This is a genomic window from Nitrospira tepida (genome assembly GCF_947241125.1).
Classification (GTDB): Bacteria; Nitrospirota; Nitrospiria; order Nitrospirales; family Nitrospiraceae; genus Nitrospira_G; species Nitrospira_G tepida.
In genome coordinates, this window is record NZ_OX365700.1 from 4,679,662 (window position 1) to 4,705,077 (window position 25,416).

The 25,416-nt window shown below is 59.8% G+C and carries 27 protein-coding genes; 15 read left to right on the forward strand and 12 right to left on the reverse strand.

Features of this window, described 5'->3' with window-relative positions; translation table 11 throughout:
* The first annotated feature begins 359 nt into the window (after nucleotides 1-359).
* Entirely contained in the window at nucleotides 360-578 is a 219-nt protein-coding gene (locus QWI75_RS22275) for a DUF1653 domain-containing protein (RefSeq protein ID WP_289271571.1), read from the forward strand.
* On the opposite strand, the gene QWI75_RS22280 is transcribed toward QWI75_RS22275, so the two are convergent.
* The 3 genes from QWI75_RS22280 to QWI75_RS22290 all read right to left on the reverse strand — a co-directional run bounded on the left by QWI75_RS22280 (nucleotide 560) and on the right by QWI75_RS22290 (nucleotide 2,031).
* Nucleotides 560-1,063 (reverse strand): MEKHLA domain-containing protein, encoded by a 504-nt coding sequence (locus QWI75_RS22280; RefSeq protein WP_289271572.1) that lies wholly within the window; start codon nucleotides 1,061-1,063, stop codon nucleotides 560-562. The genes QWI75_RS22275 and QWI75_RS22280 overlap by 19 nt on opposite strands.
* Before the next feature lie 73 nt (nucleotides 1,064-1,136).
* The gene (locus QWI75_RS22285) at nucleotides 1,137-1,613 is read right to left on the reverse strand and encodes a hypothetical protein (protein WP_289271573.1); all 477 of its coding nucleotides are present in this window, start codon (nucleotides 1,611-1,613) and stop codon (nucleotides 1,137-1,139) included.
* 190 nt (nucleotides 1,614-1,803) lie between these two features.
* Complete coding sequence (locus QWI75_RS22290) at nucleotides 1,804-2,031, reverse strand: hypothetical protein (RefSeq protein ID WP_289271574.1); 228 nt, start codon at nucleotides 2,029-2,031, stop codon at nucleotides 1,804-1,806.
* Between the two features lie 148 nt (nucleotides 2,032-2,179).
* Between QWI75_RS22290 and leuC the strand changes: the two genes are divergently transcribed.
* The 5 genes from leuC to QWI75_RS22315 all read left to right on the forward strand — a co-directional run bounded on the left by leuC (nucleotide 2,180) and on the right by QWI75_RS22315 (nucleotide 6,322).
* Entirely contained in the window at nucleotides 2,180-3,601 is a 1,422-nt protein-coding gene (gene leuC / locus QWI75_RS22295; protein WP_289271575.1) for a 3-isopropylmalate dehydratase large subunit, read from the forward strand.
* Nucleotides 3,601-4,218, forward strand: coding sequence for a 3-isopropylmalate dehydratase small subunit (leuD, locus tag QWI75_RS22300; RefSeq protein ID WP_289271576.1), 618 nt, complete (start codon nucleotides 3,601-3,603; stop codon nucleotides 4,216-4,218). The genes leuC and leuD overlap by 1 nt, the downstream gene beginning before the upstream one ends.
* 83 nt (nucleotides 4,219-4,301) lie before the next feature.
* Nucleotides 4,302-4,667, forward strand: a complete 366-nt coding sequence (locus QWI75_RS22305; RefSeq protein WP_289271577.1) for a DUF8785 domain-containing protein — start codon at nucleotides 4,302-4,304, stop codon at nucleotides 4,665-4,667.
* Between the two features lie 100 nt (nucleotides 4,668-4,767).
* Entirely contained in the window at nucleotides 4,768-5,550 is a 783-nt protein-coding gene (locus QWI75_RS22310) for an inositol monophosphatase family protein (RefSeq protein WP_289271578.1), read from the forward strand.
* A 13-nt stretch (nucleotides 5,551-5,563) separates the two neighbouring features.
* Complete coding sequence (locus QWI75_RS22315) at nucleotides 5,564-6,322, forward strand: DUF748 domain-containing protein (protein WP_289271579.1); 759 nt, start codon at nucleotides 5,564-5,566, stop codon at nucleotides 6,320-6,322.
* A gap of 47 nt (nucleotides 6,323-6,369) precedes the next feature.
* Here the strand turns inward: QWI75_RS22315 and QWI75_RS22320 are convergent, their stop codons facing one another.
* On the reverse strand, nucleotides 6,370-6,870 hold the full coding sequence (locus tag QWI75_RS22320; protein WP_289271580.1) for a hypothetical protein: 501 nt from the start codon (nucleotides 6,868-6,870) through the stop codon (nucleotides 6,370-6,372).
* A gap of 55 nt (nucleotides 6,871-6,925) precedes the next feature.
* On the opposite strand from QWI75_RS22320, the gene QWI75_RS23050 reads away from it, so the two are divergent.
* The 4 genes from QWI75_RS23050 to QWI75_RS22335 all read left to right on the forward strand — a co-directional run bounded on the left by QWI75_RS23050 (nucleotide 6,926) and on the right by QWI75_RS22335 (nucleotide 10,802).
* Complete coding sequence (locus tag QWI75_RS23050; protein ID WP_441946978.1) at nucleotides 6,926-7,246, forward strand: transcriptional regulator; 321 nt, start codon at nucleotides 6,926-6,928, stop codon at nucleotides 7,244-7,246.
* 176 nt (nucleotides 7,247-7,422) lie between these two features.
* Nucleotides 7,423-8,985, forward strand: a complete 1,563-nt coding sequence (locus QWI75_RS22325) for a SulP family inorganic anion transporter (protein WP_289271581.1) — start codon at nucleotides 7,423-7,425, stop codon at nucleotides 8,983-8,985.
* 93 nt (nucleotides 8,986-9,078) lie between these two features.
* Complete coding sequence (locus QWI75_RS22330; RefSeq protein ID WP_289271582.1) at nucleotides 9,079-9,300, forward strand: tetratricopeptide repeat protein; 222 nt, start codon at nucleotides 9,079-9,081, stop codon at nucleotides 9,298-9,300.
* A 143-nt stretch (nucleotides 9,301-9,443) separates the two neighbouring features.
* The gene (locus QWI75_RS22335) at nucleotides 9,444-10,802 is read left to right on the forward strand and encodes an APC family permease (protein ID WP_289271583.1); all 1,359 of its coding nucleotides are present in this window, start codon (nucleotides 9,444-9,446) and stop codon (nucleotides 10,800-10,802) included.
* Between the two features lie 54 nt (nucleotides 10,803-10,856).
* Here the strand turns inward: QWI75_RS22335 and QWI75_RS22340 are convergent, their stop codons facing one another.
* Together QWI75_RS22340 and QWI75_RS22345 are read right to left on the reverse strand one after the other, a co-directional pair.
* Entirely contained in the window at nucleotides 10,857-11,534 is a 678-nt protein-coding gene (locus QWI75_RS22340; RefSeq protein WP_289271584.1) for a lytic transglycosylase domain-containing protein, read from the reverse strand.
* Nucleotides 11,535-11,870: 336 nt separating this feature from the next.
* Nucleotides 11,871-13,244, reverse strand: a complete 1,374-nt coding sequence (locus QWI75_RS22345; protein ID WP_289271585.1) for a YhjD/YihY/BrkB family envelope integrity protein — start codon at nucleotides 13,242-13,244, stop codon at nucleotides 11,871-11,873.
* A 488-nt stretch (nucleotides 13,245-13,732) separates the two neighbouring features.
* On the opposite strand from QWI75_RS22345, the gene QWI75_RS22350 reads away from it, so the two are divergent.
* The 3 genes from QWI75_RS22350 to QWI75_RS22360 all read left to right on the forward strand — a co-directional run bounded on the left by QWI75_RS22350 (nucleotide 13,733) and on the right by QWI75_RS22360 (nucleotide 16,457).
* Complete coding sequence (locus tag QWI75_RS22350) at nucleotides 13,733-14,095, forward strand: hypothetical protein (protein WP_289271586.1); 363 nt, start codon at nucleotides 13,733-13,735, stop codon at nucleotides 14,093-14,095.
* Nucleotides 14,096-14,504: 409 nt separating this feature from the next.
* Nucleotides 14,505-14,954, forward strand: a complete 450-nt coding sequence (locus QWI75_RS22355; protein WP_289271587.1) for a DapH/DapD/GlmU-related protein — start codon at nucleotides 14,505-14,507, stop codon at nucleotides 14,952-14,954.
* A 228-nt stretch (nucleotides 14,955-15,182) separates the two neighbouring features.
* Nucleotides 15,183-16,457 carry an IS256 family transposase gene (locus QWI75_RS22360; RefSeq protein WP_289271588.1) on the forward strand — a complete coding sequence of 425 codons (1,275 nt, stop codon included), beginning with the start codon at nucleotides 15,183-15,185 and terminating at the stop codon, nucleotides 16,455-16,457.
* 233 nt (nucleotides 16,458-16,690) lie between these two features.
* On the opposite strand, the gene QWI75_RS22365 is transcribed toward QWI75_RS22360, so the two are convergent.
* The 3 genes from QWI75_RS22365 to QWI75_RS22375 form a co-directional block, all read right to left on the reverse strand.
* Nucleotides 16,691-17,704, reverse strand: coding sequence for a zinc-binding alcohol dehydrogenase family protein (locus QWI75_RS22365; RefSeq protein ID WP_289271589.1), 1,014 nt, complete (start codon nucleotides 17,702-17,704; stop codon nucleotides 16,691-16,693).
* A gap of 399 nt (nucleotides 17,705-18,103) precedes the next feature.
* Nucleotides 18,104-18,577 carry a TIGR00725 family protein gene (locus QWI75_RS22370; RefSeq protein WP_289271590.1) on the reverse strand — a complete coding sequence of 158 codons (474 nt, stop codon included), beginning with the start codon at nucleotides 18,575-18,577 and terminating at the stop codon, nucleotides 18,104-18,106.
* Nucleotides 18,578-19,038: 461 nt separating this feature from the next.
* Nucleotides 19,039-19,476: a PilZ domain-containing protein gene (locus QWI75_RS22375; RefSeq protein ID WP_289271591.1), complete on the reverse strand. Its 438-nt coding sequence runs from the start codon at nucleotides 19,474-19,476 to the stop codon at nucleotides 19,039-19,041.
* Nucleotides 19,477-19,830: 354 nt separating this feature from the next.
* Between QWI75_RS22375 and QWI75_RS22380 the strand changes: the two genes are divergently transcribed.
* Nucleotides 19,831-20,928: an IS5 family transposase gene (locus tag QWI75_RS22380; protein ID WP_289271592.1), complete on the forward strand. Its 1,098-nt coding sequence runs from the start codon at nucleotides 19,831-19,833 to the stop codon at nucleotides 20,926-20,928.
* Nucleotides 20,929-21,074: 146 nt separating this feature from the next.
* Here QWI75_RS22380 and QWI75_RS22385 read toward each other — a convergent pair whose 3' ends face one another.
* Nucleotides 21,075-21,392 (reverse strand): PilZ domain-containing protein, encoded by a 318-nt coding sequence (locus tag QWI75_RS22385; protein ID WP_289271593.1) that lies wholly within the window; start codon nucleotides 21,390-21,392, stop codon nucleotides 21,075-21,077.
* 331 nt (nucleotides 21,393-21,723) lie between these two features.
* Here QWI75_RS22385 and QWI75_RS22390 point away from each other — a divergent pair, with 331 nt between their 5' ends.
* Nucleotides 21,724-22,581 (forward strand): hypothetical protein, encoded by an 858-nt coding sequence (locus QWI75_RS22390; protein WP_289271594.1) that lies wholly within the window; start codon nucleotides 21,724-21,726, stop codon nucleotides 22,579-22,581.
* Between the two features lie 58 nt (nucleotides 22,582-22,639).
* On the opposite strand, the gene QWI75_RS22395 is transcribed toward QWI75_RS22390, so the two are convergent.
* Nucleotides 22,640-23,950, reverse strand: coding sequence for a TldD/PmbA family protein (locus QWI75_RS22395; RefSeq protein ID WP_289271595.1), 1,311 nt, complete (start codon nucleotides 23,948-23,950; stop codon nucleotides 22,640-22,642).
* Nucleotides 23,947-25,410, reverse strand: coding sequence for a TldD/PmbA family protein (locus QWI75_RS22400; protein ID WP_289271596.1), 1,464 nt, complete (start codon nucleotides 25,408-25,410; stop codon nucleotides 23,947-23,949). The genes QWI75_RS22395 and QWI75_RS22400 overlap by 4 nt, the downstream gene beginning before the upstream one ends.
* Nucleotides 25,411-25,416: the final 6 nt, after the last annotated feature.

The following is a 25,416-nucleotide window of genomic DNA, read 5'->3' on the forward strand; positions in this document are numbered from 1 at the left end:
AGGGTCCCGCTTCAGTATTGACAGAGCGGCCCTGGCTGGTCCCGTTTCCGACAACTGCCCGTTGTGCAGCGTCCAAGTCCCTTGCTAGAGTGTGGATGCGATGGGCAGGAGGCAGGACAATCGAGCCCGCACCAGAGGCAACAGCCGTAGGCCGGACTCCGGAACGGCCTCGCGCCTGACCTCGTATGGGCGTGATCGCTCGTCGCTTCCGTTACGGGTCTTGCGTCTCCTTCCGTTTACGATCGCGTCCGTCATGCTCCTCCCCTGGAATCTCCCGTAATCCGGCAAATGCCGTCCTCCTGCCCGGGAGGCGTCACCCATCGGGTATACTAAGAGCCATGCCGGGAGGATCGACCCCCATGACCACCGTGCGACCGGGCCGATATCGCCATTACAAGGGAAAGGAGTATCGCGTCATCGCCTGTGCGAAACACAGCGAAACGGACGAAGAATTGGTGGTCTATCGGGCGTTATACGGAAATTTCGACCTGTGGGTGAGGCCCAAGACCCTGTTTGTAGAGACGGTCACGGTCAACGGCAAGACGGTGCCTCGATTTACCTATCTCGGAGCGCACTGACCCCCATCCAGAAACGTCCAGGTCACAAACGTGGCGGCCTGCCCCTGCCGCCGTCTCTGTGGATCATGCACATTCCACACGGTCGCGCCCTCGACCAGAAATCGACGCCCGGTCCGCGAGATGCGGATGCCGCGGTAATCGTCGATATAGCCCTGGCCCGCGGCCCGCATCAGCATCCGTTCCCGCTCAGCCTGGTTGACCGGTTCCGCCGTCAGGCGCGAAGGGGTGCGGGTAAGTTCCGCCCACGTCACCTCCCACAGGTTCAAGGCTTGTTGGTTCCCATAATTCAGGATCGGATCCTCTTCCATTCCATGTGAGACGACGACCAATGGAGCGGAAAAGAGGGCTGACGCCTGGGCTGCTGCCGACCCTTCCCGAGGGAGCAATTCCCTTCCGGTCCAGTCCCGAAAACTGTCCAGCAACCATTGCGCCCACCTGACCAAGCCGGGCTCTAACCAAGGGGTCTGCGTTGACTGTGTATCCATCTCGCCGGGCCTCGGAACAGGACTCGCTGCCTGCCCGGCCTAGTTAGCATGGATCAGGGCTGGGGCTCAATCGTCAACGGCGAGAGGGCTTGCGCAGGTAGCGGATGAACAACGGTTCTCCATTCCTGCCCATGAGGGTCATCACAAGGTCGCCGGTTCCCACGGACACTGGATGGTTTGGATTCTGTCGGTCTGAAGTGATCGTGAGGCATTGCCAGGTCTCTGCGGCGGCCCCTGGCCCGCTCGATTTCACCATGACCAACCCGGGATAGTCGGGGTCCATCTCGTATCGAAGGACCGACGGGACCTTGCCAAGGATGTGGCCAGGCGACTCGATGAAGGCCTTGGGCGAGTGTGCCGATTTCATCGACCCATCGATAGAGAATTGAAAGAGTTGATGAGGATAGAGGTAGGGAGCTGTCGGGTCTTTGGCACGAAACCTGGCGCTGTAGGTCACCAACTGCCAGGTGCCTAGCAGATCCATCCTCCGGCAGGAACGGGTCGCGGAAGAGTCGATCTCCAGCGAGGCCGCGATTGAAGGGAGCGGCATCGCTTTCGATGAGAGGTCTCCCGCCCAACTAAACCGGCCCATGGTATCGAGACTCAGGAACCCAAGGCAGGCAACAAGGAAGGTCCAAGAAATGATTCGATGTCCGGAGAGAGGATGACTCCTGCCCATCATTCGCGTGAACCTGTGATCGCCATGATGAATCGGCCGGCCAGTGGAGCGGAGCGGCAACTCACTCGTTCTTGTCGTGGTGCTCATCGGCTTGCCTGGTTCGCTTCCGGGTCGAGGCCGCCTGCCGATCCTCGATCATCCGGCATTCGCAAAAGGAGACCTGGCGAGCATCCGCCTTAATCGACACGATCATCGAACCACAGTGGGGGCAGCCCAGCGGGTCGGACTGGCGCCAGATAGTCCAGCGCGGAATTCTGATGCGCTCGGCATCGACCGGTCGTGATTTCATACCTGCTCTTTCGGTTTCCTGCGCCCGACACTTGAAGGGATGGTCCCGGGCAGATGCCTCTTGCCTCGCCGGCACGCGACACATGTATAATGCTTGGCCTAAGTGTAGCACGCTCATCATCACGTCAAGACGGATCCGAGGATTTTCGATGGCCGGCCAGACCATGTTCGAAAAAATCTGGAATGCCCATGTGGTTCGCGAGGAACCGGACGGGACGACGCTCCTCTACATCGACCGCCATCTTGTGCATGAAGTGACCTCACCCCAGGCATTTGAAGGCCTCAAGCTGGCGGGCCGTAAGCCTCGGCGGCCCGGGTCGGTGCTGGCCGTGCCCGATCACAATGTTCCGACGACCGACCGTCGCCTGGGTATCGCGGACCCCATCAGCGCCAAGCAGATTGCGACGCTTGAAGAGAACTGCCGCGATTTCGGCATCACCCTCTACAAGATGAGCGATCCCCGCCAAGGGATCGTCCACGTGATCGGGCCGGAGCAGGGCTTCACCTTGCCGGGGATGACCATCGTCTGCGGCGACTCCCATACGTCGACGCACGGAGCCTTCGGAGCGCTGGCGTTCGGCATCGGCACGAGCGAGGTTGAGCACGTGCTCGCCACCCAATGTCTTATCCAGAAACGGCCCAAGACCATGGAGGTACGGGTCGAGGGGGAGTTGTCGCGGCACTGCTCAGCCAAGGACATCGTTCTGGCCATCATCGGCAAGATCGGCACGGCCGGGGGCACAGGTTACGTGATCGAATACACCGGAGCGGCCATTCGCGCCCTCACAATGGAAGGCCGGATGACCCTCTGCAACATGTCGATCGAAGCCGGTGCGCGGGCCGGGCTCGTGGCTCCGGACGACCGGACCATGGAATATCTCAGAGGACGTCCCCTCGCCCCTAAGGGAGACCTCTTTGAACGGGCCCAGCGAGCCTGGATGGACCTGCCCTCGGACCCCGAGGCCACATTCGACCGTCAGGTTCACCTGCGGGCCGAGGAGATTGCTCCTCAGATCACATGGGGCACAAGCCCCGGCATGGTGGCGGGCGTGGATGCGAAGGTGCCGGACCCTCGCGATATGCCGGACGAGAAATCGCGGGCCTCGACCGAACGGGCGCTGGAATACATGGGACTCACACCCGGCACTCCGTTTTCCGAGATCGCAATCGACCGGGTGTTTATCGGCTCATGCACGAACTCACGGATCGAGGACCTGCGCCTGGCCGCGCAATACGCCAAGGGCAAGCAGGTGGCCAAGACCGTGCGCGCGATGGTGGTGCCGGGGTCCGGTTTGGTCAAACAACAGGCCGAGGACGAGGGATTGGACCGGATCTTCAAGGAGGCGGGATTCGAATGGAGGGAGCCGGGCTGCAGCATGTGCCTGGCGATGAATGCGGACGTGCTTCAGCCGGGTGAGCGCTGCGCCTCCACCAGCAACCGAAACTTCGAAGGCCGTCAAGGCGCCGGCGGCCGGACGCACCTCGTGTCCCCGGCCATGGCCGTAGCGGCGGCGGTGGAAGGCCATTTCGTGGACATTCGTTATTGGCCGTCGTCACCGATGAGGAATTGATGCAGCCCTTCACCACCCTGACAGGCTTGGTCGCCCTGCTCGATCGGGTCAATGTCGATACCGATCAGATCATCCCCAAGCAGTTTCTCAAGACCATCAAGCGGACGGGCCTCAAGGAAGGCCTGTTCTACGACTGGCGCCGCAAGGCGGACGGTTCACCCGATCCCGATTTTTTTCTGAACCAAGCGCGCTATCAGGGCGCCGCGATCCTGTTGACGCGCGACAATTTCGGTTGTGGCTCGTCCCGCGAACATGCGCCGTGGGCGCTGCTCGACCAGGGATTCCGGTGCCTGATCGCGCCCAGCTTTGCCGACATCTTCTTTAACAATTGCTTCCAGAACGGGATTCTGCCGATCGTGCTCAAGCCGGATGAGGTGCAGACACTGTTTCGGGAAGCTGCGGAGTCGCCCGGTTATCAGCTCACCGTTGATTTGGCTGCCCAGTCCGTATCGAGCCCTCGCGGCAGCCGGTTCCGGTTTGAGATCGATTCCTTTCGGAAGGACTGCCTGCTGAACGGCCTCGACGCCATCGGCCTCAGTCTCAAACATGAGCCGGCCATTGCCGCCTATGAAGCCAGGCGAAAAGCGGAAGCCCCCTGGTTGTTTCCCGACCTTTAGCACAGAATGAGACGCTGGCCTCCTCTTCATCCGATCGAGTTCGATCGAATGATTCGACGCTTCCATTGGCGACCGTCGTGTCTATGCTGAAAATCATTGCCTCGCTGCTCCTGGTCATCCTGGTCGTGGGAGGCCTTTACCTGGCCGTGGTCCTCAATGTCAGCTATTCGGACGGCGACCGGACTGGCTACCTCCAGAAATTTTCCCGCAAGGGCTGGCTCTGTAAGACCTACGAAGGCGAACTCGCCATGACGACCGTACCGGGCGTCGCGCCCGTCCTCTGGACGTTCTCCGTCTGGGACGAAAAGGTGGCGCAGGATGTGAACGCCCGATTAGGCAAGCGCGTGGTGGTGCATTACAAAGAGCATCGTGGCATACCGACGAATTGTTTCGGGGAAACCGACTATTACGTGGACCATATCTCGGACGTTCCCGACCAGCCGGAATAGTTTTTCCCTTTTCTCTCTCCTCACGCCGGCCGGAACTGGTATCCTCAAAAGAAGAAGAGATTCCCCCGGCGGATTTCATCGCTACCGTGAAAGGCGATCAATGGAACGCGAGCAGGCGGTCCTGTGCGAAGCCGTGATCGAGGCCGGACAGCGAGCCCTTCATTTGGCCAGCGCCGGCTTCGAGACCATGACCAAGTCCGACTCTTCGCCGGTCACCTCGGCCGATCTCGAAGTCAACCGGATGCTGGAAAAGGCGCTGCTGGATGCGTTCCCGAAAGACGGCTGGCTCTCGGAAGAATCGCCCGATCCCCAGACGCGACTCTCCAAGCCCCGGGTCTGGGTCGTCGATCCCATCGACGGAACCAGGGCTTTCATGAGGGGCCGTCCGCACTTTGTGATCTCGGTCGCGCTCGTCGAACTGGGTCACGTTGTCCTGGGGGCCGTCTACAATCCTTCGACCGGAGAGCTCTTTACGGCGGCTAGGGGAAACGGAACCCGTCTCAACGGCAACGCGGTCCGCGCCGATGCCCCGGCTTCGCCGCGTCTCAGCTTGCTCGTCAATCCCTATGAGTTCGAGCGGGGCCGTTTCAAGGCCATCGCCGACACCGTTGATTGCCGACCTCTCGGTTCGATTGCCTACAGTCTGGCCTTGGTGGCCTCGGGCGCTGTGGCCGCGACGATCACCTTTGAACGGGAGAACGAATGGGATGTCGCGGCGGGAGCCATCCTGATCGAGGAGGCTGGAGGGAGCATCTCAGACCTGCATAGTCGCGCGTTTCGCTTCAATCAAACTGTCCCCACGTTCGAAGGAACGATCGCCGCCTCCTCGGAAGCTCGCCCGGCCATTCAAGAACTGCTACATCAACTCCACCGCCCGACGTAGCCCCCATCTCGCCATGCAACGAACCAAGAGATTCGCCCTGATCGGACTCGGGATTATCGCCGCCTTCGCCGTCCTGCTGCCGCTGTTATGCGAAACGCTGCTCCGTCGAGCCGTGGAAGACATCGGCTCTGGGCTGACCAAGACCCCGGTTCAGTTGCGGGAGGTGGATCTGTCTCTGTTCTCCGGACAGCTCGTTCTGAAAGATTTGAGCGTCGGGAATCCGCCGGACTACCAGGCGCCGGTTGCCCTGAGCGTTCGCGCGATTCGCATCTCCCTTGACTGGTCGAGCCTCTTCCACCGTCCCATTCTGATTCGTGAGGTCGTGATCGAGGGACCGGAGGTGACGCTTGAAGGCAGCTCGACACGCAATAATCTGACGACCCTTCGCGATCAGGTGCAGGCGGCCACGAACGGCACTGCCGCCGGACCTGCGCCCAAAGGGAGTCGTCCGTCCAGAGAAGCAGAGTTGGCTCCCGTCATCGTCACCAGGCTCCGGATCGTGGACACCAGGCTGAATATGCTGCTGCGGGCGGGTTCGGTTGAAACGAACGTGCGGGGAGTCTCCCTGCGCGAGATCACGCTGAAAGACCTGGGAAGCGCGGCCCATACGACCTCGTTCGAAGACATCACGGCTCAGATACTGGCAGCCTTGGCTGCGGAGGTGACAGGGGCTGTGGCAAAGAGCGGGACCGGCATGATCGAGGAAGCCGGGAAGAAGGCGGGACGCTCCCTTTCGGAGGCCGTCGAGGGGGTGAAGGGCCTGTTCAAATAACCAAGGACAGACAGCGTGGTCACGAATGGCAATCTGCTCTTAAACGGTTAGTCGATCTTCTGATCGGGGCGGCTTGGAGCAAGGATCAGGTCCACATCCTTCGTCCCCAACCTCGCCCGGTCCACCCACGGCCGATATTCCGCCCCTTTGTCTCCGTAGGTATCGATCACGCGCTGATAGGTCCCTTTCGCCTGATCATACCGCTTGGTGGCAGCCAGGTAGCGCCCGAGGTTGAGCCAATTGTCGATCGCTGTCTGGTTGGCTGTCTTGATCAAGGACCATTCCCGCACCTTTTGATTGCTGTCCATCGACGAAGCCCGCTTGACCAGCCCCTGTTCCATTTCGCGAGCGAGCCCTTCGATCTGCTCGTTTTCCGAGACGGCGGCCGCGATCCGGCCCTGCTCCAGGCTTTGATAAAAGGCCTCCGTGTGCCCCTTGATGATGTCTGCCCGCTGTTGGTAGATGTCTTTGGCACAGCCGGCGGAGCCCACTGCGAGCAAGATGAGCAGAGCAGCAAGGCGGGGTATCTGATGCACTGGGCGAGACATGGGCTGATTATAGCATCGTAGAGGCCCAAGAACTGAGTTGCCTGCTCGGTTGACGATGATTCCTCATGAACTCACGCCCCGCCAGCGCCTCATGGACCTATTGGTCGGGGCACGACTGTCCTCACGCCAGCTTGCAGAACGGCTGGGACTTCCGGAACGACAGGTAGAGGAACACCTTGAGCATGTGATCCGATCGCTGGCCCGAGACCCCGCACGGGCTTTCCTGTTGGAACCATCCGAATGTCTGGATTGCGGATTTATCTTCCGAAACCGCCGAAAGGTCACGAAACCAAGCCGTTGCCCTCGCTGCCGGAGTGAATCCATTTCGCCACCCCGGTACGGGATACGGGTGCGCACCAACCGGTCAGACGCATGAGCCACTGGCCAAGACACAGGCGGTGGTTGACCTCATAAACCGATCCTCTCCCGTTGATCCCCATCATTCCAACGGGTCAGCCCTCCGAATGGTCTGCCCGAACCTAACCGCCAGAAAGCCGGGCGTTTGCTATAGTTGGAAGCGGTTATCGAATAGGTCCTTTCTTTCGATCCGCGATGCCCTTCAGCCTGCCTCATCTGTCCTGGACCGAGGTGAAACGGGATCTGGTTGCCTCCGTCGTCGTGTTCCTGGTTGCCCTGCCGTTGTGCATGGGAATCGCGGTCGCGTCGGGAGCGCCTCCTGCAGCCGGCATTATCACGGGCATCGTCGGCGGTCTGGTCGTCGGATGTCTGGCCGGCAGTCCGCTTCAGGTCAGCGGCCCGGCCGCCGGCCTGACCGTGATCGTGTGGGAACTGATTCACGAGCACGGCATGGAGCGATTGGCGATCGTCATCATGTTGGCGGGAATCATCCAGATCAAATGGGCGTGGCTTCAACTCGGGCAATGGTTTCGAGCCGTATCCCCGTCGGTGATTCACGGCATGTTAGCCGGGATCGGTGTGCTGATCTTTGCGAGCCAGTTTCATGTCATGATCGACGATACCCCAAAGGGATCGGGCCTGGATAATCTCCTCACCCTCCCATCGGCGGTCTGGAAGGGACTCGTGGCCGACGACGCCACGCCCATGAATCATCACCTGGCGGCCCGCATCGGCGTCCTCACCATCACCGGCCTGGTGGCGTGGAATCTCATGGCCCGAGGCCCATTGCTGGCGCTTCCGGCCGTGCTCGTGGGCGTGTCCATCGCGACCGGCACGACGCTCGTGCTGGGCCTTGACATCAACCATGTCAAGGTTCGCGATGATCTTCTATCGGTCATTCATCTCCCGACCTCCGCTCAATTCGCCCACATGCTGGACACCTCGATGCTGGCGGAGGCCCTGGCGCTCGCCGCCATCGCCAGCGTGGAAACCCTGCTGTCGGCGACCGCGGTGGACCAACTCCACAGGGGACCACGAACCCGCTACAACCGCGAGCTGTTCGCTCAAGGGGTCGGGAACGTGCTCTGTGGCCTCCTGGGCGCCTTGCCCGTGACCGGCGTCATCGTCAGGAGCGCAGCCAACGTACAGGCGGGCGCTCGGACGCGCGCCTCGACTGTGTGTCACGGTCTGTGGTTGCTGTTGTTCGTCGCCTTTCTCCCGTTCATCTTGCGGTCGATCCCCACGGCGAGCTTGGGCGCTGTCCTCGTCTTTACCGGGTATAAGCTGGTCAACCCTCAGGCGATCCGCGATCTGGCCCGTCACGGACGGGACGAAGTGCTGATCTATATGGGCACGCTCGTCACGATCGTCACGACGAATCTCTTGACGGGCGTGCTGGTTGGGATCGGCTTGACCGTCGCCAAACTGATCTACACCACCCAGAATCTGAACAGCTATTATGCCCATGATCGAGATGGACGCTTTGCGCTTCATCTGGAAGGTGTCGCGACATTCGTGAGCCTGCCGAAACTGGCCTCCTCCTTGGAGATGATTCCTCCCCATGCCGACGTCGTCATTCGCACCGAATCGCTCGTCCACATCGATCACGCGTGCCTCAACCTGCTCGAGAACTGGCGGACATTGCACGAGACCACGGGAGGCCACGTGAGCATCGATTGGGATCAGCTTCGGCAACAATCCGATCATCGATCGCCGACCGCTGGCCGCCGGGAACCAGCCCGGGACCAGGCCGCCTGACCCCGTACTGCCGATCCCTGCCCTTGGCTTTCAACTGGAAGCGAATCGGCTACGCCAGTACAATGACGCAGCCTGATCAGGAGGTTCGTCGCGATGACGCTGTATGGCTTCCTCTTCTGCATGCTGGCCCTGCTGGCAGCAGGCTGTTCCAGTCAAGATCCAAGCGATCTCTTCGCCACAGCCCAATTTGAAGAGCGGCAGAACAATCGGGAGCATGCCATGCAATTGTATGAGCAGATCATCAAAGACCATCCACAAAGCGAGGTGGCTCAACGAGCGCGTCAACGGCTTGAAGAATTGCATGGCCGCAAATAATCCCAGCTTGCTTCTCTCTGAATAACGTCATCTTCGATTGTTTCCGAGATGACAGCACAAACGGGTTCGGAACCAGTCCGCTGTTCTCACTTCCGCGAAGGCATTGTCCTCATTCTTCGATCACACACGCGAATCGCCTGTCCATGCCGGTCACCGAGTCCCCTCACACGAGACAAGTTGGTTGGTTCACGGCTGCTTGCCTCCTGATCAGTAATATGATCGGCGGGGGCATCTTTACCACGACCGGGTTCTTGGCGCGGGACCTTGGGGATCCACCGGCAATCCTCTTCCTGTGGATAGTGGGAGCAGCGGTTTCGCTTGCCGGAGCTCTTTGTTATGCCGAGCTGGGTACTGTGTTTCCACAGGCAGGCGGCGACTATGTCTACCTTCGCGAGGCCTATGGGCCTCTACCCGCCTTTCTCAGCGGCTGGACCTCGTTCACCGTGGGGTTCGGGGCGGCGATTGCCGCATCGGCCGTCAGCTTCGCGACCTATCTGGTTCGGGCCCTCCCGCTGACGGGACTCGATTCCGGGTGGATCACGGGGCTTGCCCTTGCCCTCGTCTGGAGCCTGACTGCAGTCCACGGGGTGGGACTTCAAGCGGGCGGGCGGCTCCAACAAACGCTCACCACAATAAAGGTTCTGTCCATTGCCGGTCTGATCCTAGGTGGATTGCTCTTTGGAAAGGGGAGCTGGGGCCATCTCCAAACATCACCGGATGCGCCAGGTGTACACGGCGGCGTCCTCGTCGCCTCGTTTGTCTTTGTATTCTATACCTACCTGGGATGGAACGTGGCCGGATACATTGCGGGAGAAATCCGCGATCCCGTTCGGACTCTACCGCGGATCATGATCGGAGGGACGCTCTTCGTAGGGGTGGTTTACCTTTGCCTCAATCTCCTCTATTTCTTCGCCCTGCCGGTCGATCGGCTCGGTGAACCCCCGTTGCTCCCTGTGGCGGAAAAGGCAGCTACAGCCCTCTGGGGCTCCAGGGGAGCCTTCTTCGCGGCGCTCTTGCTGGCCATCTCCATTGCGGGAGCGGTCAGCGCCATGGTCTGGGCCGGCCCCCGCGTCTATTGGGCCATGGCTGTCGATGGCGCACTCCTTCCCTGGTTCGGCGTGCGGCACCAGGGGACGGGGATTCCCGTTCGATCGATGGTCTTGCAGAGCACATGGGTTTCGTTCCTCATCCTTACGAGCACGTTTGAGCAACTTGTCGTCTATGGAGGACTCGTCTTAGCCGGGTTCAGCGCGCTGACCATCGCCGCAGTGATGTTGCTGCGCCGCCGCCGCCCGGAATTGACAAGACCGTTCCGAGTGCCCCTATATCCCTTCCTCCCAATCCTGGTGATCCTGGTCTTGCTGACCCTCATCGCTCACAGTCTCTTTCACCGTCCAGGAGAGTCGCTGATGGGTTTGCTTACCGTGATGATCGGTGTGCCATTGTACTGGCTGATGGGGAGACGGACGAAACGCGAGCGGTCAGCCGACTCTTATCAGTAACCAAAAGACATAGCGTTATACACCATCCACGGCCCGCTTATCGACGACGGCTGGTTAATACATCCGTCTTACGCCTTCCGAAAGACGCTTCCCTGTTTTGAATGTGCGGTAATAGAAAAGGACCTTTTCCACGTACATCTGAGTTTCCTGGATTGCGGGGATTTGATAGTGATTTCGTTTCACGCGGTGTTCTCCGGCATTGTACGCTGCCAGCGCGAGCGACAGGTTGCCGTCAAACCGGTCGATTAAATAGCGAAGATGCTTCGCCCCGCCGCGAATGTTCTCAACCGGGTTGAAAGGGTCCCGCACGTTCAATGCCGCGGCCGTCCGAGGCATCAATTGCATCAGACCGAGGGCGCCGGCGGGAGAAACCGCGAGCGGGTCAAACCCCGACTCCGCTTGAATGACCGCCCGGATAAGCGCTTGGGGTAAGTGGTGCTCGCGCGCGAACCACCGAATCGCTTGATTGAGTTCCCGCTCGGACATTCGACCGCCGCGCCCAACGCTGCCGTTCTGCAGGCTAGCGTTTTTATGACGATCGTGCCGGACATTCTCTTCGGGAAAAGAGGACGTCAGCCTGGAACCCAGATGGTCATGAGAACCGCAGACCTCACTCGTGGCAGCCGGTGGCAGCAGGATGACCAGCGCCATCATTGCCATCGGAAAAAGAGTCTGAGCCAGCGCATGGTGGATTCTCGTGGCGTAGCCGGTTGGATGTGGGATGATTCGCATAGCTTCCTCCCGGAGATCGCCGAGCCGGCGATTCTCACCGCATCGTGTGCACGGTCAGCCTTGTCATAGAACAGGATTCGTGCCGGTCATGGGAGACCTGGCACATCCACACAGTGCCACGAAATCCAGGACTTAGATAGGGTTACGACGTCCCCTGTTAGGAGGGAGGAATGGAAGAGGACTGACGTCTTTTGTTTGGTGAGATCGCAAATCGCGCTGTCCCTCGAAAGGAGGGAGGCCTCATCGGCCCTCTGACCGTCCACGGCTCCACGCTATTTCGATGAAAGCCGCCTCTGAACTGGACGCGCTCAAGGCCGGCTCGAGTCGGGGGTCTCGTCACGGTTCACGAATGACGGTCTGCCCGAGCGGGCTGGACGGAACCCGGGCTGATTCGGCGGGACAAATCTTGCCGGCCAGATTATAGAGGGTGAGTCCGGACAGCGCACGAGCTGCCGCATCGTCCCGATGTCGAATAACGTCGTCGATAGCATCACCCAAATGCGAGACTCTGGACAACCCGGCTGATTTCTCTCGCAAGATATCCAAGATGGTCTGAATGCCGATCAGTTCCGGCGGCCGCATGAGGACGAGTGCCTTCGAATCTTCCAGACGCCCGACCAATCCCGATGATCGTAGTTCCTCGACAAGGTCCTCCACGATCGAGAGAGGGACGCCCACGTCAGCCGCCAGTTCATCGAGCGTGGCGGGGGACACTCCGCTGATCGCTCGAGTGGCCATGGTCGCCAGAAGCCGAAGAGTTGTCCGCTCGCGGAAGGCATGCGTCCCCTGTCTCCAAAGGTAATGCGCTTCATACGCACGCGGGTGCTGATGGAAATAGGCCACTTGCGCCCCGATGAGGATGATCAACCACCCCACATACAACCACAACAAGAACAGGATCATGATCGCGAAACCGGAATAAATGGCGCTGTATTTGGAAGAGCCAGCCACAAACGCCGCGAATCCTTCGCCTGCCAACCCCCAGAGGAGCGATGCCGCCGCCCCTCCGACACAAGCCGACCACGTTCGGACATCCGCGTATGGAATGAACTTGTAGAAGAACGTAAAGACCCCCCACAGGATCAGGAAGGGAAGGTACTCGGCGATCCACACCAACACAAAGCCCAATGGTTGAAGGTCCAGAATCCGCTGAATGAGCGCGTGATTCTGAATGGAAGCCAACAAACCGAACGCGGTGACAATCAGGACGGGACCCACGAGCACGACGCTGAGGTAGTCCGTGAACTTCCTTGTCCAGGAGCGCCCTCGTCGCACGTTCCAAATCGCATTGAACGTCTGTTCGATTTTGTCGATCAAGGAATAAGTCGTATAGAACAAGCCCGCCACCCCGACGATGCCGAGCACGCCGACCTTGAGATTGTTGACGAATCCCACGACGCGGGAGGTGATCTCTCTCCCGCTCGGTCCGAGCGGCTCAAGCGCCTGGCTCAGTAAGGGTTCGACCTGTTGGTGCACACCGAACGCTTTCAAGACCGACACCGTCACGGCGAGGAACGGAACCAACGATAAGAGCGTGGTGTAGACTAAACCCGCGGCCCGCGCATCCAATAGGCGGCGGCGGAATTCCCAAGCTACGGCGCTGATCAGCCGAAGCGCCGACAGGCCAACCCGTTGCCATTTCGGCAAGTGGGTCAGATCAAGGGTCCAGAGATCATGAGAGAGAAATTGTTCAAGGCGTTGGAGATTCACAAGCTTACCCAACCGTCACGGCATAAGGCCGTATTCTGTTGAAAAATCAACGCAAACTGCAGCTCCCTTCCTGAGTGAGAATACCACCCTGTATCGACAGGTCCGTGCTCTCCAGACCCCGACCGGTCAGCCGTCGCGCCCCTCCAAAGAAGAATGGTATCGGCTTCGCTCCGGTGGATAAAGTGGCGCAGGGAAGCGGCAACACCAACGTCGCGCCGGGTGCTGAGCCTGATGCTCAATCTGTCCTTCTCCCTAGTCCGTTGGTCCCACTCCTGATCTGGAGGTGCGGTATGCGCTCCATACAGCTCATGGTTGCTCTGCTTGTAACGGGGACGCTCGCTATCCCCGTTTTCGCCGATGAGCCACGACCTGCCGACCCGCTAGGAATGTGGGAGTGCTCGCAAACAGGAGCGGTCACACTTTACACAAATCGCGAACGAGAGGGATGCCGAAAGCTCGAGTTAAAACCGCTCTCCGTTGTGCCACCCATGCCGGAATTGCCCGCCAATCTTCTGCAACCCACGGTGCCGGCTTTCGACATCGACCAGGTGCCTCAAATTTCTCCGCCCGCTCCGGCGCACAGCCGCACGGTGCCTGATTGGGCCAAAGGCTGGTATGCGAACAATACGTCGGACGCGTCCGTACAATCAGAAGTTTGTTCCCTGTATTCCGAATGGCTGCAACTCGTCCAACGGACGCGAGGAGGGTTCTTCTTTGGGAACGATCCGTCGTACGGCACCGATCCGTCCGGACGAAACTACTTACCGACCAACCCATTTTGGGACAATGCACGGTATTTTGCATTGGCGAGAATTTTCGGAGCCGGTTTCGTTCCGATCGGTTGTCTCTAAACCGTTCGCTTCGGACAGAACCGACCTCCCACAGTAATGAACTGCACGACTCAGTTGAGCAGCAAGCACCTGCCAGTTCGTATACTCGATCTTCTCGTTCGGTCCGCCTTTGCCGTGCGAAAGCGGCGCCCGTTTCGTTATCGCCTGCGCGTGACCGTGGATGGGTGCGCGCGGTCTACCAACCACCACGCGCATGGTCTTCTGTGGCTCATGTTGTCAAGCCACGCAAGGCTGTGCTAGCCTCGCAATACGGAGTTCCACACGGGCTTCTGGGGATCCGGCAGGCTTCGTCACCGCAAAAGGACCGCCGCTCGTGCTTCACTGGCTCTTGAACTTGCTCCGCCAATACGTTCACCGAGATCCTCTCCCCTTCCTGACTAAACAAGGGCTCGTCGTCGGAAAGCATTTCATGATGCTGGAAGATGTCGTCATCGACCCGAGCCACTGCTGGCTGGTTACGATAGGGGATGAGGTCACGTTGGCCCCCCGGGTTCATATTTTGGCGCACGACGCCAGCACAAAACGCCACTTAAATTACACTCGTCTTGGGAAAGTCACGATCGGCAACCGAGTGTTCATCGGCGCCTCGACGTTGATTTTACCCGGTGTAACGATTGGTTCTGATGTCGTTGTAGGCGCCGGGAGCGTTGTCACCCATGATGTGCCGTCCGGAGTGGTCGTTGCGGGCAATCCGGCACGAGTCATCGGCTCACTCGAAGATTTTCTCGCTCGGCGGAAATCGGAAATGGAGACAAGCCCGTTATTCGGGGACGAATATACCATTCGTGGAAATGTTTCAGACGCCATGAAAGCAGACATGGTCAAACTGATAAAAGGCCGGTATGCCTACGTCAGTTAGCGTTTCTGGTCGTGATGCGGCGGCGCCCTTTTCGGTCTTATTGGCCACACACTGAAGTCACATAACTTCACGTGCCTTGCTTCCCGGAATCGTATTCCGACTGTTACGCGCGAGACAGAGGGTGTGCCAGGATTAGTTGAAAATTGACGAAGCGGCTGCCTTTGTGGTGCTGTGCGGTGACCGTGGATCAGACAACCACCACCCCACACCAACGAAAGGAGCCGCTTCATGAGAAACGTAATCCGAATCACCACAGAAGGCAAGGTGCGACCGATCCGCCGGCGGGCGGTGGACGCCATCCCGGCGGTGGACGAGCGGGCGAGCCTCGTGGCCCTTATCCAAGCCCTGATCCCGCTGGGCTTGCACGCTGTCGGGGACGCCCTGGAGGCGGAAGTGACTGACCTGGCGGGCGAACGGTATAGCCGGACCGGCGGCCAGCCGGGCTATGTGCGCTGGTGTCAGCAGCGGGGCTCGGTGTATTTGCTGGATCAGAAACTGCCGATCACCTACAGGCGAGTCCGGAACCGCTTCCGGAACGTGGAGGTGGCGTTACCGACCTACCAGGCCCTGGGCGACCCACGGGCAGCCGATGCGGGGCTGTTCCGCAAAGTCCTGCACGGCCTGAGTTGCCGCCGATATGAAGCCTGTGCGGAAGCGGTCCCGGAGGCGTTCGGGCTGAGTGCCTCCAGCGTCTCACGACGCTTCATGCGGGCCAGCGCCCGGCAGTTGCGGAAGCTGAGCGAACGCCGCTTGGAGCAGGACGAGGTGGTCGTGCTCGTCCTCGACGGCAAGACCTTTGCGGACGACAGCATGGTGCTCGCGCTGGGGGTGACGCGGCAGGGCGAGAAGAAGATCCTGGGATTCGTGCAGACCGCCACCGAAAACGAGCCGGTCTGCGCGGCATTCTTGCGAGACCTGGTGACCCGAGGCTTGCGCACGGACCAGGGGCTGCTCTGCGTGATCGATGGCGCCAAGGGGCTGCGCAAAGCGATCCAGACCGTCTTCGGCCGCCAGGCCGTCGTGCAACGGTGTCAGTGGCATAAGCGGGAGAATGTGGTGCGGTATCTGCCCAAGGGACACCAGGCCCCGTGGCGGCGGCGGGTGCAGCAGGCCTATGAGCGGCCGACCTACACGGACGCCCGGGCCGCCTTGCTCCGTCTCCGGCAGGAGCTGCGGACCATCAATCTCTCCGCGGTGGCCAGCCTGGACGAAGGGCTGGAGGAAACCCTGACGCTGCATCGCCTGGGGCTGTTCGGCACGCTGGGCCGCAGCCTCAAGACCACCAACTGTCTGGAGTCGCTGAACGCCCAACTCGGCCAACTGACGGACAAGGTCGACCGCTGGCGCACGTCGGATCAGAAACACCGCTGGGTGGCCAGTGCCGTGCTGGCGATCGAACCCCGCTTGCGACGCATCAAAGGCTATCGGCATCTCACCCAACTCCAAGAGGCCCTTCAGCGGGACATCCAGCGCGAAGCCGTGACCGAGACCCGCATCGCCTGACCGGAGGAGCCGAGGGAATGCTATGGGCCGCGTGACGATCGTTGATCCTGGAGCCAATGCGGAGGCCGGCTGTCAGGCCGAAGGTCAAAAGAAGCCTCTGTCGACGGACACGACGTGCACCCCACATGGGAGGCCGCTTCGCAATTTCAACTAAGAATGGGATTGACTCGCGAGACATACCGCTGTCTTTCCTTCACTCTTCAATGAAGGCCCATGATTGACGGCCACTGTACTTACCACCCTTCGAGTACCATTTTCCCGATCATCGACCCCGACTCAATCTTGGAGTGCGCAAGGCGAAGATTGGCCGCATTTATTGGGGTGAGCTTTTCTCGCATGATCATCCGGAGCATACCCTCATCAAACCATTGAGCGATACGGGCAAGTAGCCGGTGCTGCTCGATCATGTCTTCGGTCTGATACTTCGCACGGGTGAATATAAACTCCCACGCGTGCGTGATGCTCTTGGCTTTAAGCAACTCTTGTTTCAGCGATCCACGGTTGTCGACGATCGTACAAAGTTTGCCTTGCGGTTTAATCAGGTCCGCCATCGCATCCCAATGGGCATCCGTATCGTTGAAGTCCGCGATGTAGTCAATAAATGACCAGCCTGCATGTTCAATTTGCGGCCGCATCGGCTTGGTGTGATCCAAGACATGAACGGCCCCCAGAGACTTGGCCCAAGCCGCGGATTCCGGTCTCGAAGCGGTTGCCAGGACCGTAAGGCCGGCCAGTTTCGCAAGCTGGATCCCCATGGACCCCACCCCGCCAGCCCCGCCAATTATCAGTATGGTCCTGCCGTGTTCTGCTCCGCTCCGATCAATACCCAATCGTTCGAACAGCGATTCATAGGCCGTGATTGCGACCAATGGAACCGCCGCGGCTTGCGCCACGTCGAGCGAAACGGGCTTATGTGCGACAATTCGTTCGTCGACAAGCTGATACTGGCTATTGCTCCCTGGGCGGGAGAGATCCCCGGCATAGTAGACTGCATCTCCCTTTTGAAAGAGTGTGACTCCTGGCCCAACCCTCTCCACGACGCCTGCAGCATCCCATCCCAAGATGCGAGGCGATGATTCGATCGTTCCCTTGGCTGCTCGGATTTTGGTATCAACAGGATTGACAGATACGGCATCGACCCGTACCAGCAGGTCCCGGCCCGAAGGCTGAGGGATGGGGAGTTCAAGATCCACCAGACTTTCCGGATCACTGATCGGGAGATGCTTGAACAGTCCGACCGCTTTCATAAGTCTGCCTCTCTTCCCACCCAAACGAGGTGAGAATACTCGTCGTATCGCATTCCGTCGGTCACGATGAGGCGTGCATTAGGTCACACGACGGGACGAAGGTCAACCAGTACGTCTACCCACACTCCACAATTCTAGACGGCGAAGGCTTGTTGCCTGCAGAGGTTGCTGCACGAAGATCATGCAGATAAATCGCAGATTTGCTGCTGCGACCAGCCTGCGTGCGGAGTTGCGGCAGGCATGCGGGCGAGCTCGCCGCTCCGTCGGTCAACAGACTGTTTCAAGTATGCCTCCCTCCCTCACGGCTCCACGCGCCCGCCTCGCACACGACTGCCGGGTACCCATTGCTCTTCCCGATGCAACGGGTGCAACGCGACGAACCGTCATGAATAATGCGCGCTAGAGGAGATCCTTGATCATCTGAACCGCCTCTTCAGGAGAAGCCGCAGTAGAAACCAATTGTGGAGCCAGGTTTCGAAACAATCCCGCTCCTGTTTTTTCGGCGTCAAGAAGAATCACGTGCTTCTTGGCCTTCAGCGCCAGCGCAACTTCGGAGACCGTGCCGGCCCCTCCAAGACCGCAGGCCACAATGACATCACTCGACATGACGTTGACATTATTTCTTGCATTCCCCAAATCCGTCAGGATGGCGAGGTCTACATAGCGCGATACTTTCGTCTTTTCATCGGGCAGAATTCCGACGGTTAAGCTCCCAGAAACCGCCTTGGCCCCTTGGCTGGCCGCTTCCATAACGCCGCTCGCTCGTCCCCCAGTCAACAAGATCCACCCCTGCCGCGCAATGAGCTCGCCAAGGAGACGTGCGTCCTCGAGTTCGCGAACTCCGGCCTTGGCAGGTCCCATGACGCCGATCACCGGCCTCCGTGTCCCCCTCTGTAATCCGCTTCTCCTGGTCGCCATCATCTCCCTAACCGGGTGACCGGTTTACTCGGGTAGCATCGGTCCCTGCATGCTCAGAATAAAGGTGGTTCGCTCTCTCAATCCTTCCGCTCTTGAAAATTCCTGGTTATAAACGAATAGCCTCCTTACCTCGGGTCTGTGATCGCTCAATCAGCAGCCGAATCATCCTGAACGAACTTCTCGCCAAACCAGTGTTGAGACATTCTCTCAATACGAGGCCCTAACGACCCTGGTTCCACGCTTGGCTGCGCGGGCTCACTTCGCCGGTACCCGCGCATGACGATTCTTTTCTTGGAGGAATCTGCCCTTAGTCTTCAAATGGCCTAGGTTGCGCGGAGAGTAGTATAAACACAAGGTCGGCTGCAATCGTACGATTGCAGCCGACCTCTCACAGCAATGATCAGGATGGGAGCGGTCTACACTGCCTCTGCGATCTGCGACGCAAAGAGATTTGTTGGCTTCTTCCGGACATCGTTCGCGAGCAATTTCCAAACATATCCTGTCAGCCGCTTGCGTTCCTCATGGCCAATCGCAAGAGACTGTACACCGAATCGTTTCCCGCTCACCCATGCCACGCGAACTTCCTCGATGAGGATCGGCATCTCTTCATCTGGGAGGCAAAGACAAAGAGTCAGCAAGGCGCCAGGTTGCACTTCCCGGTTTCCGTCAACCCCGAATCCCTCCGTGGAGAGATCGATGACGGAACCCTCCCCGACAACGACCCGTTCACCAGACACACCGGAATAGGTGAAATAACAAGGATCAGCGACACGTTGTGCACGACGCTGTTCGAGCGGAACACGAGCCTGGAAAGCTTCACCTTCGGACTGTTGCAGCGATTCTGGCTTTGTCATCGTTCTCCTCCTTGTTCACCATTCGCTTGCACCCTTCATCCATCCCTGATGTAAAGCTTATGTGACCGGCTGGAAAGCGCCATCCTCCTTATGGAGAGGAGAAGTCCCTAATTCAGGGGAGTGGACCGACAGAAGACCACAATTCTTGGAAGCGGTTGGATCCGAATGATGTGATGCACTAAGAAAGGCTGGAAGCCTTAGGGGGAGAATTGTGACGATCAGCCGATCACTACGGGTAAAAGTCCGAGCTGCGCTGCAAGTCGACTACACTAGCAGGATGTTGAAAAAGCCATTGACTTTCACAGAATAAGTATTAGCACCGTGCAGCCGTTCACACAACCAGGGGGGAGAACGATGCGCGGTGAGGTGACTGCTCAGCAAGCCATGTTCAGTTACGTGTCCCCCGAAGCCCGAGTTCCGGCCACCCACCCCCTGCGAGCGATCAAGGCGAGGGCTGACGAAGTCTTGGCGACCCTGGAGCGGACCTTTGACGAGATGTACAGCTCGACGGGACGGCCGTCGATCCCTCCCGAGCGGCTGCTGAAGAGCGAGTTGCTGATCGCGCTGTTCTCCATCCGTGGGCATCGGCTCTTCTGCGAGGAGCTCAACTACAACATCCTGTTTCGCTGGTTTCTGGACATGAATCTCGATGAGCCGGGGTTCGATCACAGCACGTTCAGCCAGAACAGTGAGCGGCTGCTCCAGCACGAGGTGGCCCAGCGGTTCTTTGACGCGGTGGTCACCGCCGCGCGCCGCGAGGGGCTGCTCTCGGATGAGCACTTCACCGTGGACGGCACGCTGATCGAAGCCTGGGCCTCGCTCAAAAGTGTCACGCCCAAGGCCGCCCCGGCGGCGGCACCGCCGGACGATCCCGGTAATCCTACCGTGGACTTTCATGGGGAGCGGCGCACCAACGCCACGCATCAGAGCACGACGGACCCGGAAGCTCGGTTGGCCCGTAAGGGCCAGGGCAAAGAGGCCAAGCTCTGCTTCTCCGGCCATGTCTTGATGGAGAACCGGCACGGCCTGTGTGTGGATCTGCAGATCGCGCCGGCCACCGGGACCGCCGAGCGGGAGACGGCCCTGGCCATGCTGCGCCGGCAGGCCAGCCGGGGCATTCGCCCCCGTACACTCGGGGCGGACAAGGGCTATCACTGCAGGGACTTCGTGCGCCAATTGCGTCGGCGCCACATTCGTCCCCATCTGGCGCGGGTGGCAGGCCGGCGCACACCCGGCCTCGATGGCCGCACCACGCGCACGGTGGGCTACGCGCTGAGCCAACGGATTCGCAAACGGGTGGAAGAGATCTTCGGCTGGCTCAAGACCGTGGGCGGCTTGCGCAAGACCCGCTTCCGAGGTCTCGCACGGACGCAGCATGCCGCCTTGCTCGTCGGCGCCGCCTACAACCTGCTCCGTATCAGCCGCCTGCAGGCGCCGGCACCGGCCACCTGATCTCCCCAAGAGGGACTGGTTATGTTCAGCGAGCCGCAACAGACCAGAAGACGACGGCCAGGCTCCTCTCGGATTGCCAGAAGCTGTTGGCGGTTGAGCGAGGTGGGGAAAATTTGAGCCGTGCATGCTAGTTTTTCAACACCCTGCTAGGAGGATTCGATCCCGAAACGGCCTCCGCTTGCCCATCGGACGACAGCCCGGTTCAAAGTCACGGCCAATTTCTTCAGGGGAAGATCAATCTGAAGAGTCAACTCATGTCCCTGCTCAACAGGGCAGCTTCCCTGTATTCCACATCCTTCAAGGGAGACGTCGACCAGCACCCCTTCGCCGCGCACATATCTACTCCCGATCTTGCCGGTGTAGCGGAGTCGATACTGAACCGGATATCGTAGGTGGCGGCGCTTTTCCGCTCCGGTTGGAATGATGTTCTGCTGCGACGTCTGAGCCGTGGCTCTTCGTGGCATGTTCTCCTCCCTTCGTTGAATCCTGGCCAACGGCCCAGGGTCGATCGTGACGCGCCTGGCTCTGTTCGACTCCTGCGATACTCGGTCATTGGCAAAACCAATGATGTGCTGAGACTCTGCATGCGGTCAACCTGGAAAGTGGAGCAAATGACACTGGGCCTGCCCTCAAGAACAGCCGCCTACTTCAGTGCTTCAGTACAGAAACAGCCGAGCATGCGCAGGTTGCCGCCTCCCGGAGGCCAGCTATACTTGTATGGACCGGCAGGAATTCGTCCGCAGCTGGTCGCGCTCATCACCCGTCATCCACGAATCCGAGGTGGGAGTTATGAGAATGGTGTACTTGGCCATCTTCAGTGTTTCCTCGGTGCTCTTGATCAACTATGGTTATGCAAGTTCGGCGGAGACACTCAAAGGAAATGACGGGCGGGCAAGCAAAGTCCTACGTTTTACGGGGGTTCAACAACAGATCCACGCTATCCCTGGCTACGTGCTTGCAGGGTTTGACCGAAGCAGTAAGAACCTGGCCACTACGCGACAGGCTGTCGTGCGGCAGGTGTTGACTCAAGCCTTCGACGCAAACCAAATCGAGCGCCGGGTGACATCCAAGGTTTCGAAGGATCTATCAAAGGAAGCGGCGGGCAAAATCGCAGTCTGGCTCCAGTCGGATCTGGGCAAAAGGATCAGCGCCCTTGAGGAAGGAGGATGGACCACGTCTGGGAATCAGATTGAACCGGTTGTGGCGCAGCTCGAAAAGATCGATCTCGAGAAATTGGAAAAAGACGCTCCTCAGGCGGTTCGCTTGAGGCTGATCCGTCGGCTTGACCATTCGACAAACGCGACTGAGACATTGGTCGATCTATCTGAGGCCTCGGCCTTTGGAGCCGCGACGGTCTTGGATGCCTCTCGGCCGGTTGACCAGCGGTTGGGGGTCGATCGGGTCCGGGTGCAAATTGATCAAGATCGCCCCAAGCTTCGGATGCGGTCACAGCAAGTCGCTACGGCGACCTTCCTTCTGACCTATCAAACCCTGACCGACGCGGAGCTCGAGCGCTATGCCGAATTCCTGGAGTCGGATCCCGGTCGCGAATACCTTGCCGCAACTCACGACGCGCTCAAAAACGCTCTCTACGAAGCCAGCGAAACTATGAACCGGAGTCTTTCCGCGCTGTTCACGCGCCCCAAGGGATGAGCGGGTCCTTGCGGAGGGTATTCGCTCTTCGACTCGTCGGACATGATGACCGGACGCTTCAGAAACGGGTCACACTGGAAAAATGAAAGTCTCGGATCCGCATGGCGGGCACCAACATCTTGCCCGTCTCAGCCGTGACGGTTTCCGCAGGGTGGGTGCACTCGTCGAGATTTGAAAAGGCCTTCAACGGGCTTTCGTGGAAGCGGAAATTGTGAACCGCCCCGGCAATTTTGCCGTTCTCGATCAAGAATGTTCCATCCCGCGTCATACCTGTCAAGGTCAGGTCCGTATGGCTGACGACGCGGAGATACCAGAGGTTACTGACTAAGATACCCTGTTCAGTCGTCGCGATCAGATCGTCACCAATTCCATCTCCAGAGAGACAGGGCGCCTCCGGTAAGCTGATGGGGGGCACGGCCTTGGTGTGGGCCGTAAACCGATCGTAGGCGAGCTGCCTGAGCACCCCGTCTTGAATCCACCACGATTCGCGGCTCGGCACACCGTCCGAGTCGAAACTCATCCCCAACAGATCCGGATGCAACGGCAGATTGTGCAGATTCAATCGAGGATCGATCAGTGGGTGTCCCAGCTTGCCGCTGAACGGGCTGGTGCCCTTCTCGTATGACTTGGCATCCAATAGCCAGATCATCCAACTCAGCAACCCGGCCACGGCCGCAGGCTCAAGCAGGACGGTATAGCGTCCAGCGGCGAGCGGCTTGGGACTTCCGGCACGTTTGACCTTGCCGATGGCGAGGCGGGTCCGCTCTTCGATGGCAAGCTGGTCACAGGAACGATGAGCATTGGAGGCCCAGGCGCTGGCCTCGCCGTCCATGACCGTGACGCTGAAGCGGGCCTCCGTCCGTGGCTCGTAGGCACGTAACCCCTGGCTCGTTGAGAGCGCCGCAATGCCATCACTGGTTGCCACGATACCGGCGGCATTCAGACCTTCCCCTTGACACATCCCGATCATCCTCCGCGCGTCGGCCAGACGACGCGCCGCACCGGCGGCAGAGGTTTCCGCCCGCCAGCACGGCAGCGCCAGATAGGTTTGCAGAGGAAGCGACGGAAGATATTCGGGATCCTCCGGGGACACCCTGGCGATGCGTTCCGCCCGCTTCAGGGCATCCTGGACCGCGCCCGCGGTGAGGTCGGTCGTGCTCGCCGTTCCCCGCCGGCGCCCGAACGCCACCGTGACCGTCAATGTGACTCGCCGTGCATTGACATTCTGGATGATCTGGTTGTTGGCGAAGCGGGTCGTCCCGCCGATCGAATCCCAGAGGGACATCACTGTATCGTCTCCCGACGAATGCTTCAGCACCAGGTCGGTGAGAAACTCAAACTCCTGCCGACTCGTGAGGCCCGAACTCATGACGTCTTGTCTCCCGAACTCCGGATCACGCTCACGCCGCGAAACCGCGCGGGCGAGGCAGCATGCGTCATCCATCCGGATTGTCCCGGCTGGCCTTTGCCGCAGGTGATGAACCCGTAGCGCCGACGGAAGCGCTCATTGGCCACCCCGTCGCAACGATTCCAAAACTCAGGCGTGATGTCGTGGTAGACCACATCGCGAAGCATGTGGGTCCGTTTCCCGTGCTCAACCAGCCAAAACGCGTCCCCGCCGAACTGGAAATTGTAGCGACGCTGGTCGATGCTGTAGGAGCCATGCCCTTCGATATAGATACCGCGTCGGACATCCGCCAGCAAATCGTCGAGCGAGGCACGGCCGGGAAGCAGCCCGACATTGGCAATGCGTACGATCGGAATGCTGGCCCAGCTCTCGGCCCGGTTCGAGCCGCGAGACCGACGGTCTCCGATCTTCGGTGCAACCTCGCGGTTGGTGCAATAGCCCACGAACAGGCCTTCCCGCACGATGTCCCAGCGCTGACAGGCAACCCCATCATCGTCATATCCGGTTGCCGCCAGCGTTTCCGGCTCGGTATTGTCCGCCACAAGCGTGACGTGCGGGGATCCGTAGCGAAAGGTTCCCAGTTTGTCGGTGGTCAAGAAGCTCGTGCCCGCATAATTGGCCTCGTAGCCGAGCGCCCGGTCCAGCTCGCTGGGATGGCCGCAGGATTCGTGAATGGTCAGCGACAGATGTTCGGGATCGAGCACCAGGTCATACGTTCCCGCTTGGACCGCCGGAGCCTTTACCTTTTCGACAGCCTCAGCTGCCACCCGCGGGGCTTCGGCGACGAAGTTGGCCTGGTTGATCAATTCGTAGCCCGTCCGAAGATGGGGCGTATTGTAGCTCCGGGAAGCGAAGCGACCGTCATGGACCGCGGTCACCTCCATCTCGCCCTGCACGGCCAACAAATCGAAATGGATCCGTGAACCTTCCGTCGAGACGAACAACTTCACGTCCTGACGCGCCCACAACTGCGCGCGACTTCTCACCACTCCGGACTGCCGGTGCAGCACCTCCATCGTCTCCATCAGCATGGCGGTCTTCTGCTCAAGCGGAACCGCAAAGGGATCGGCTTTCCGGGCCGTCACGACGGTATCACGATGAACCGGCTCTTCCGCCAGTCTCACAGGATCCCTCGCCAAGCTGGCCGAGCCTTTGGCGATGTCGACCGCGAGCTCCGCCACCCGCGGGACCTCTTCCAGCGAACGGATCGCGCTGGCGGCGAACCCCCAGGCGCCGTGATAGAGCACTCGGACGCCGAAACCGCCATCGCGACTATCGCGAACCTCGGCAAGCCGTCGATCTTCGCCCCGGACCGTCTCCGTCCGACTCTCTACGATGCGAATGTCTCCATACTCGGCCCCGGCGGCTCGAACACGCGCAAGCGCCAACTCGGCCAATTCATCCCAATTCGGCTGCCCCATACACCG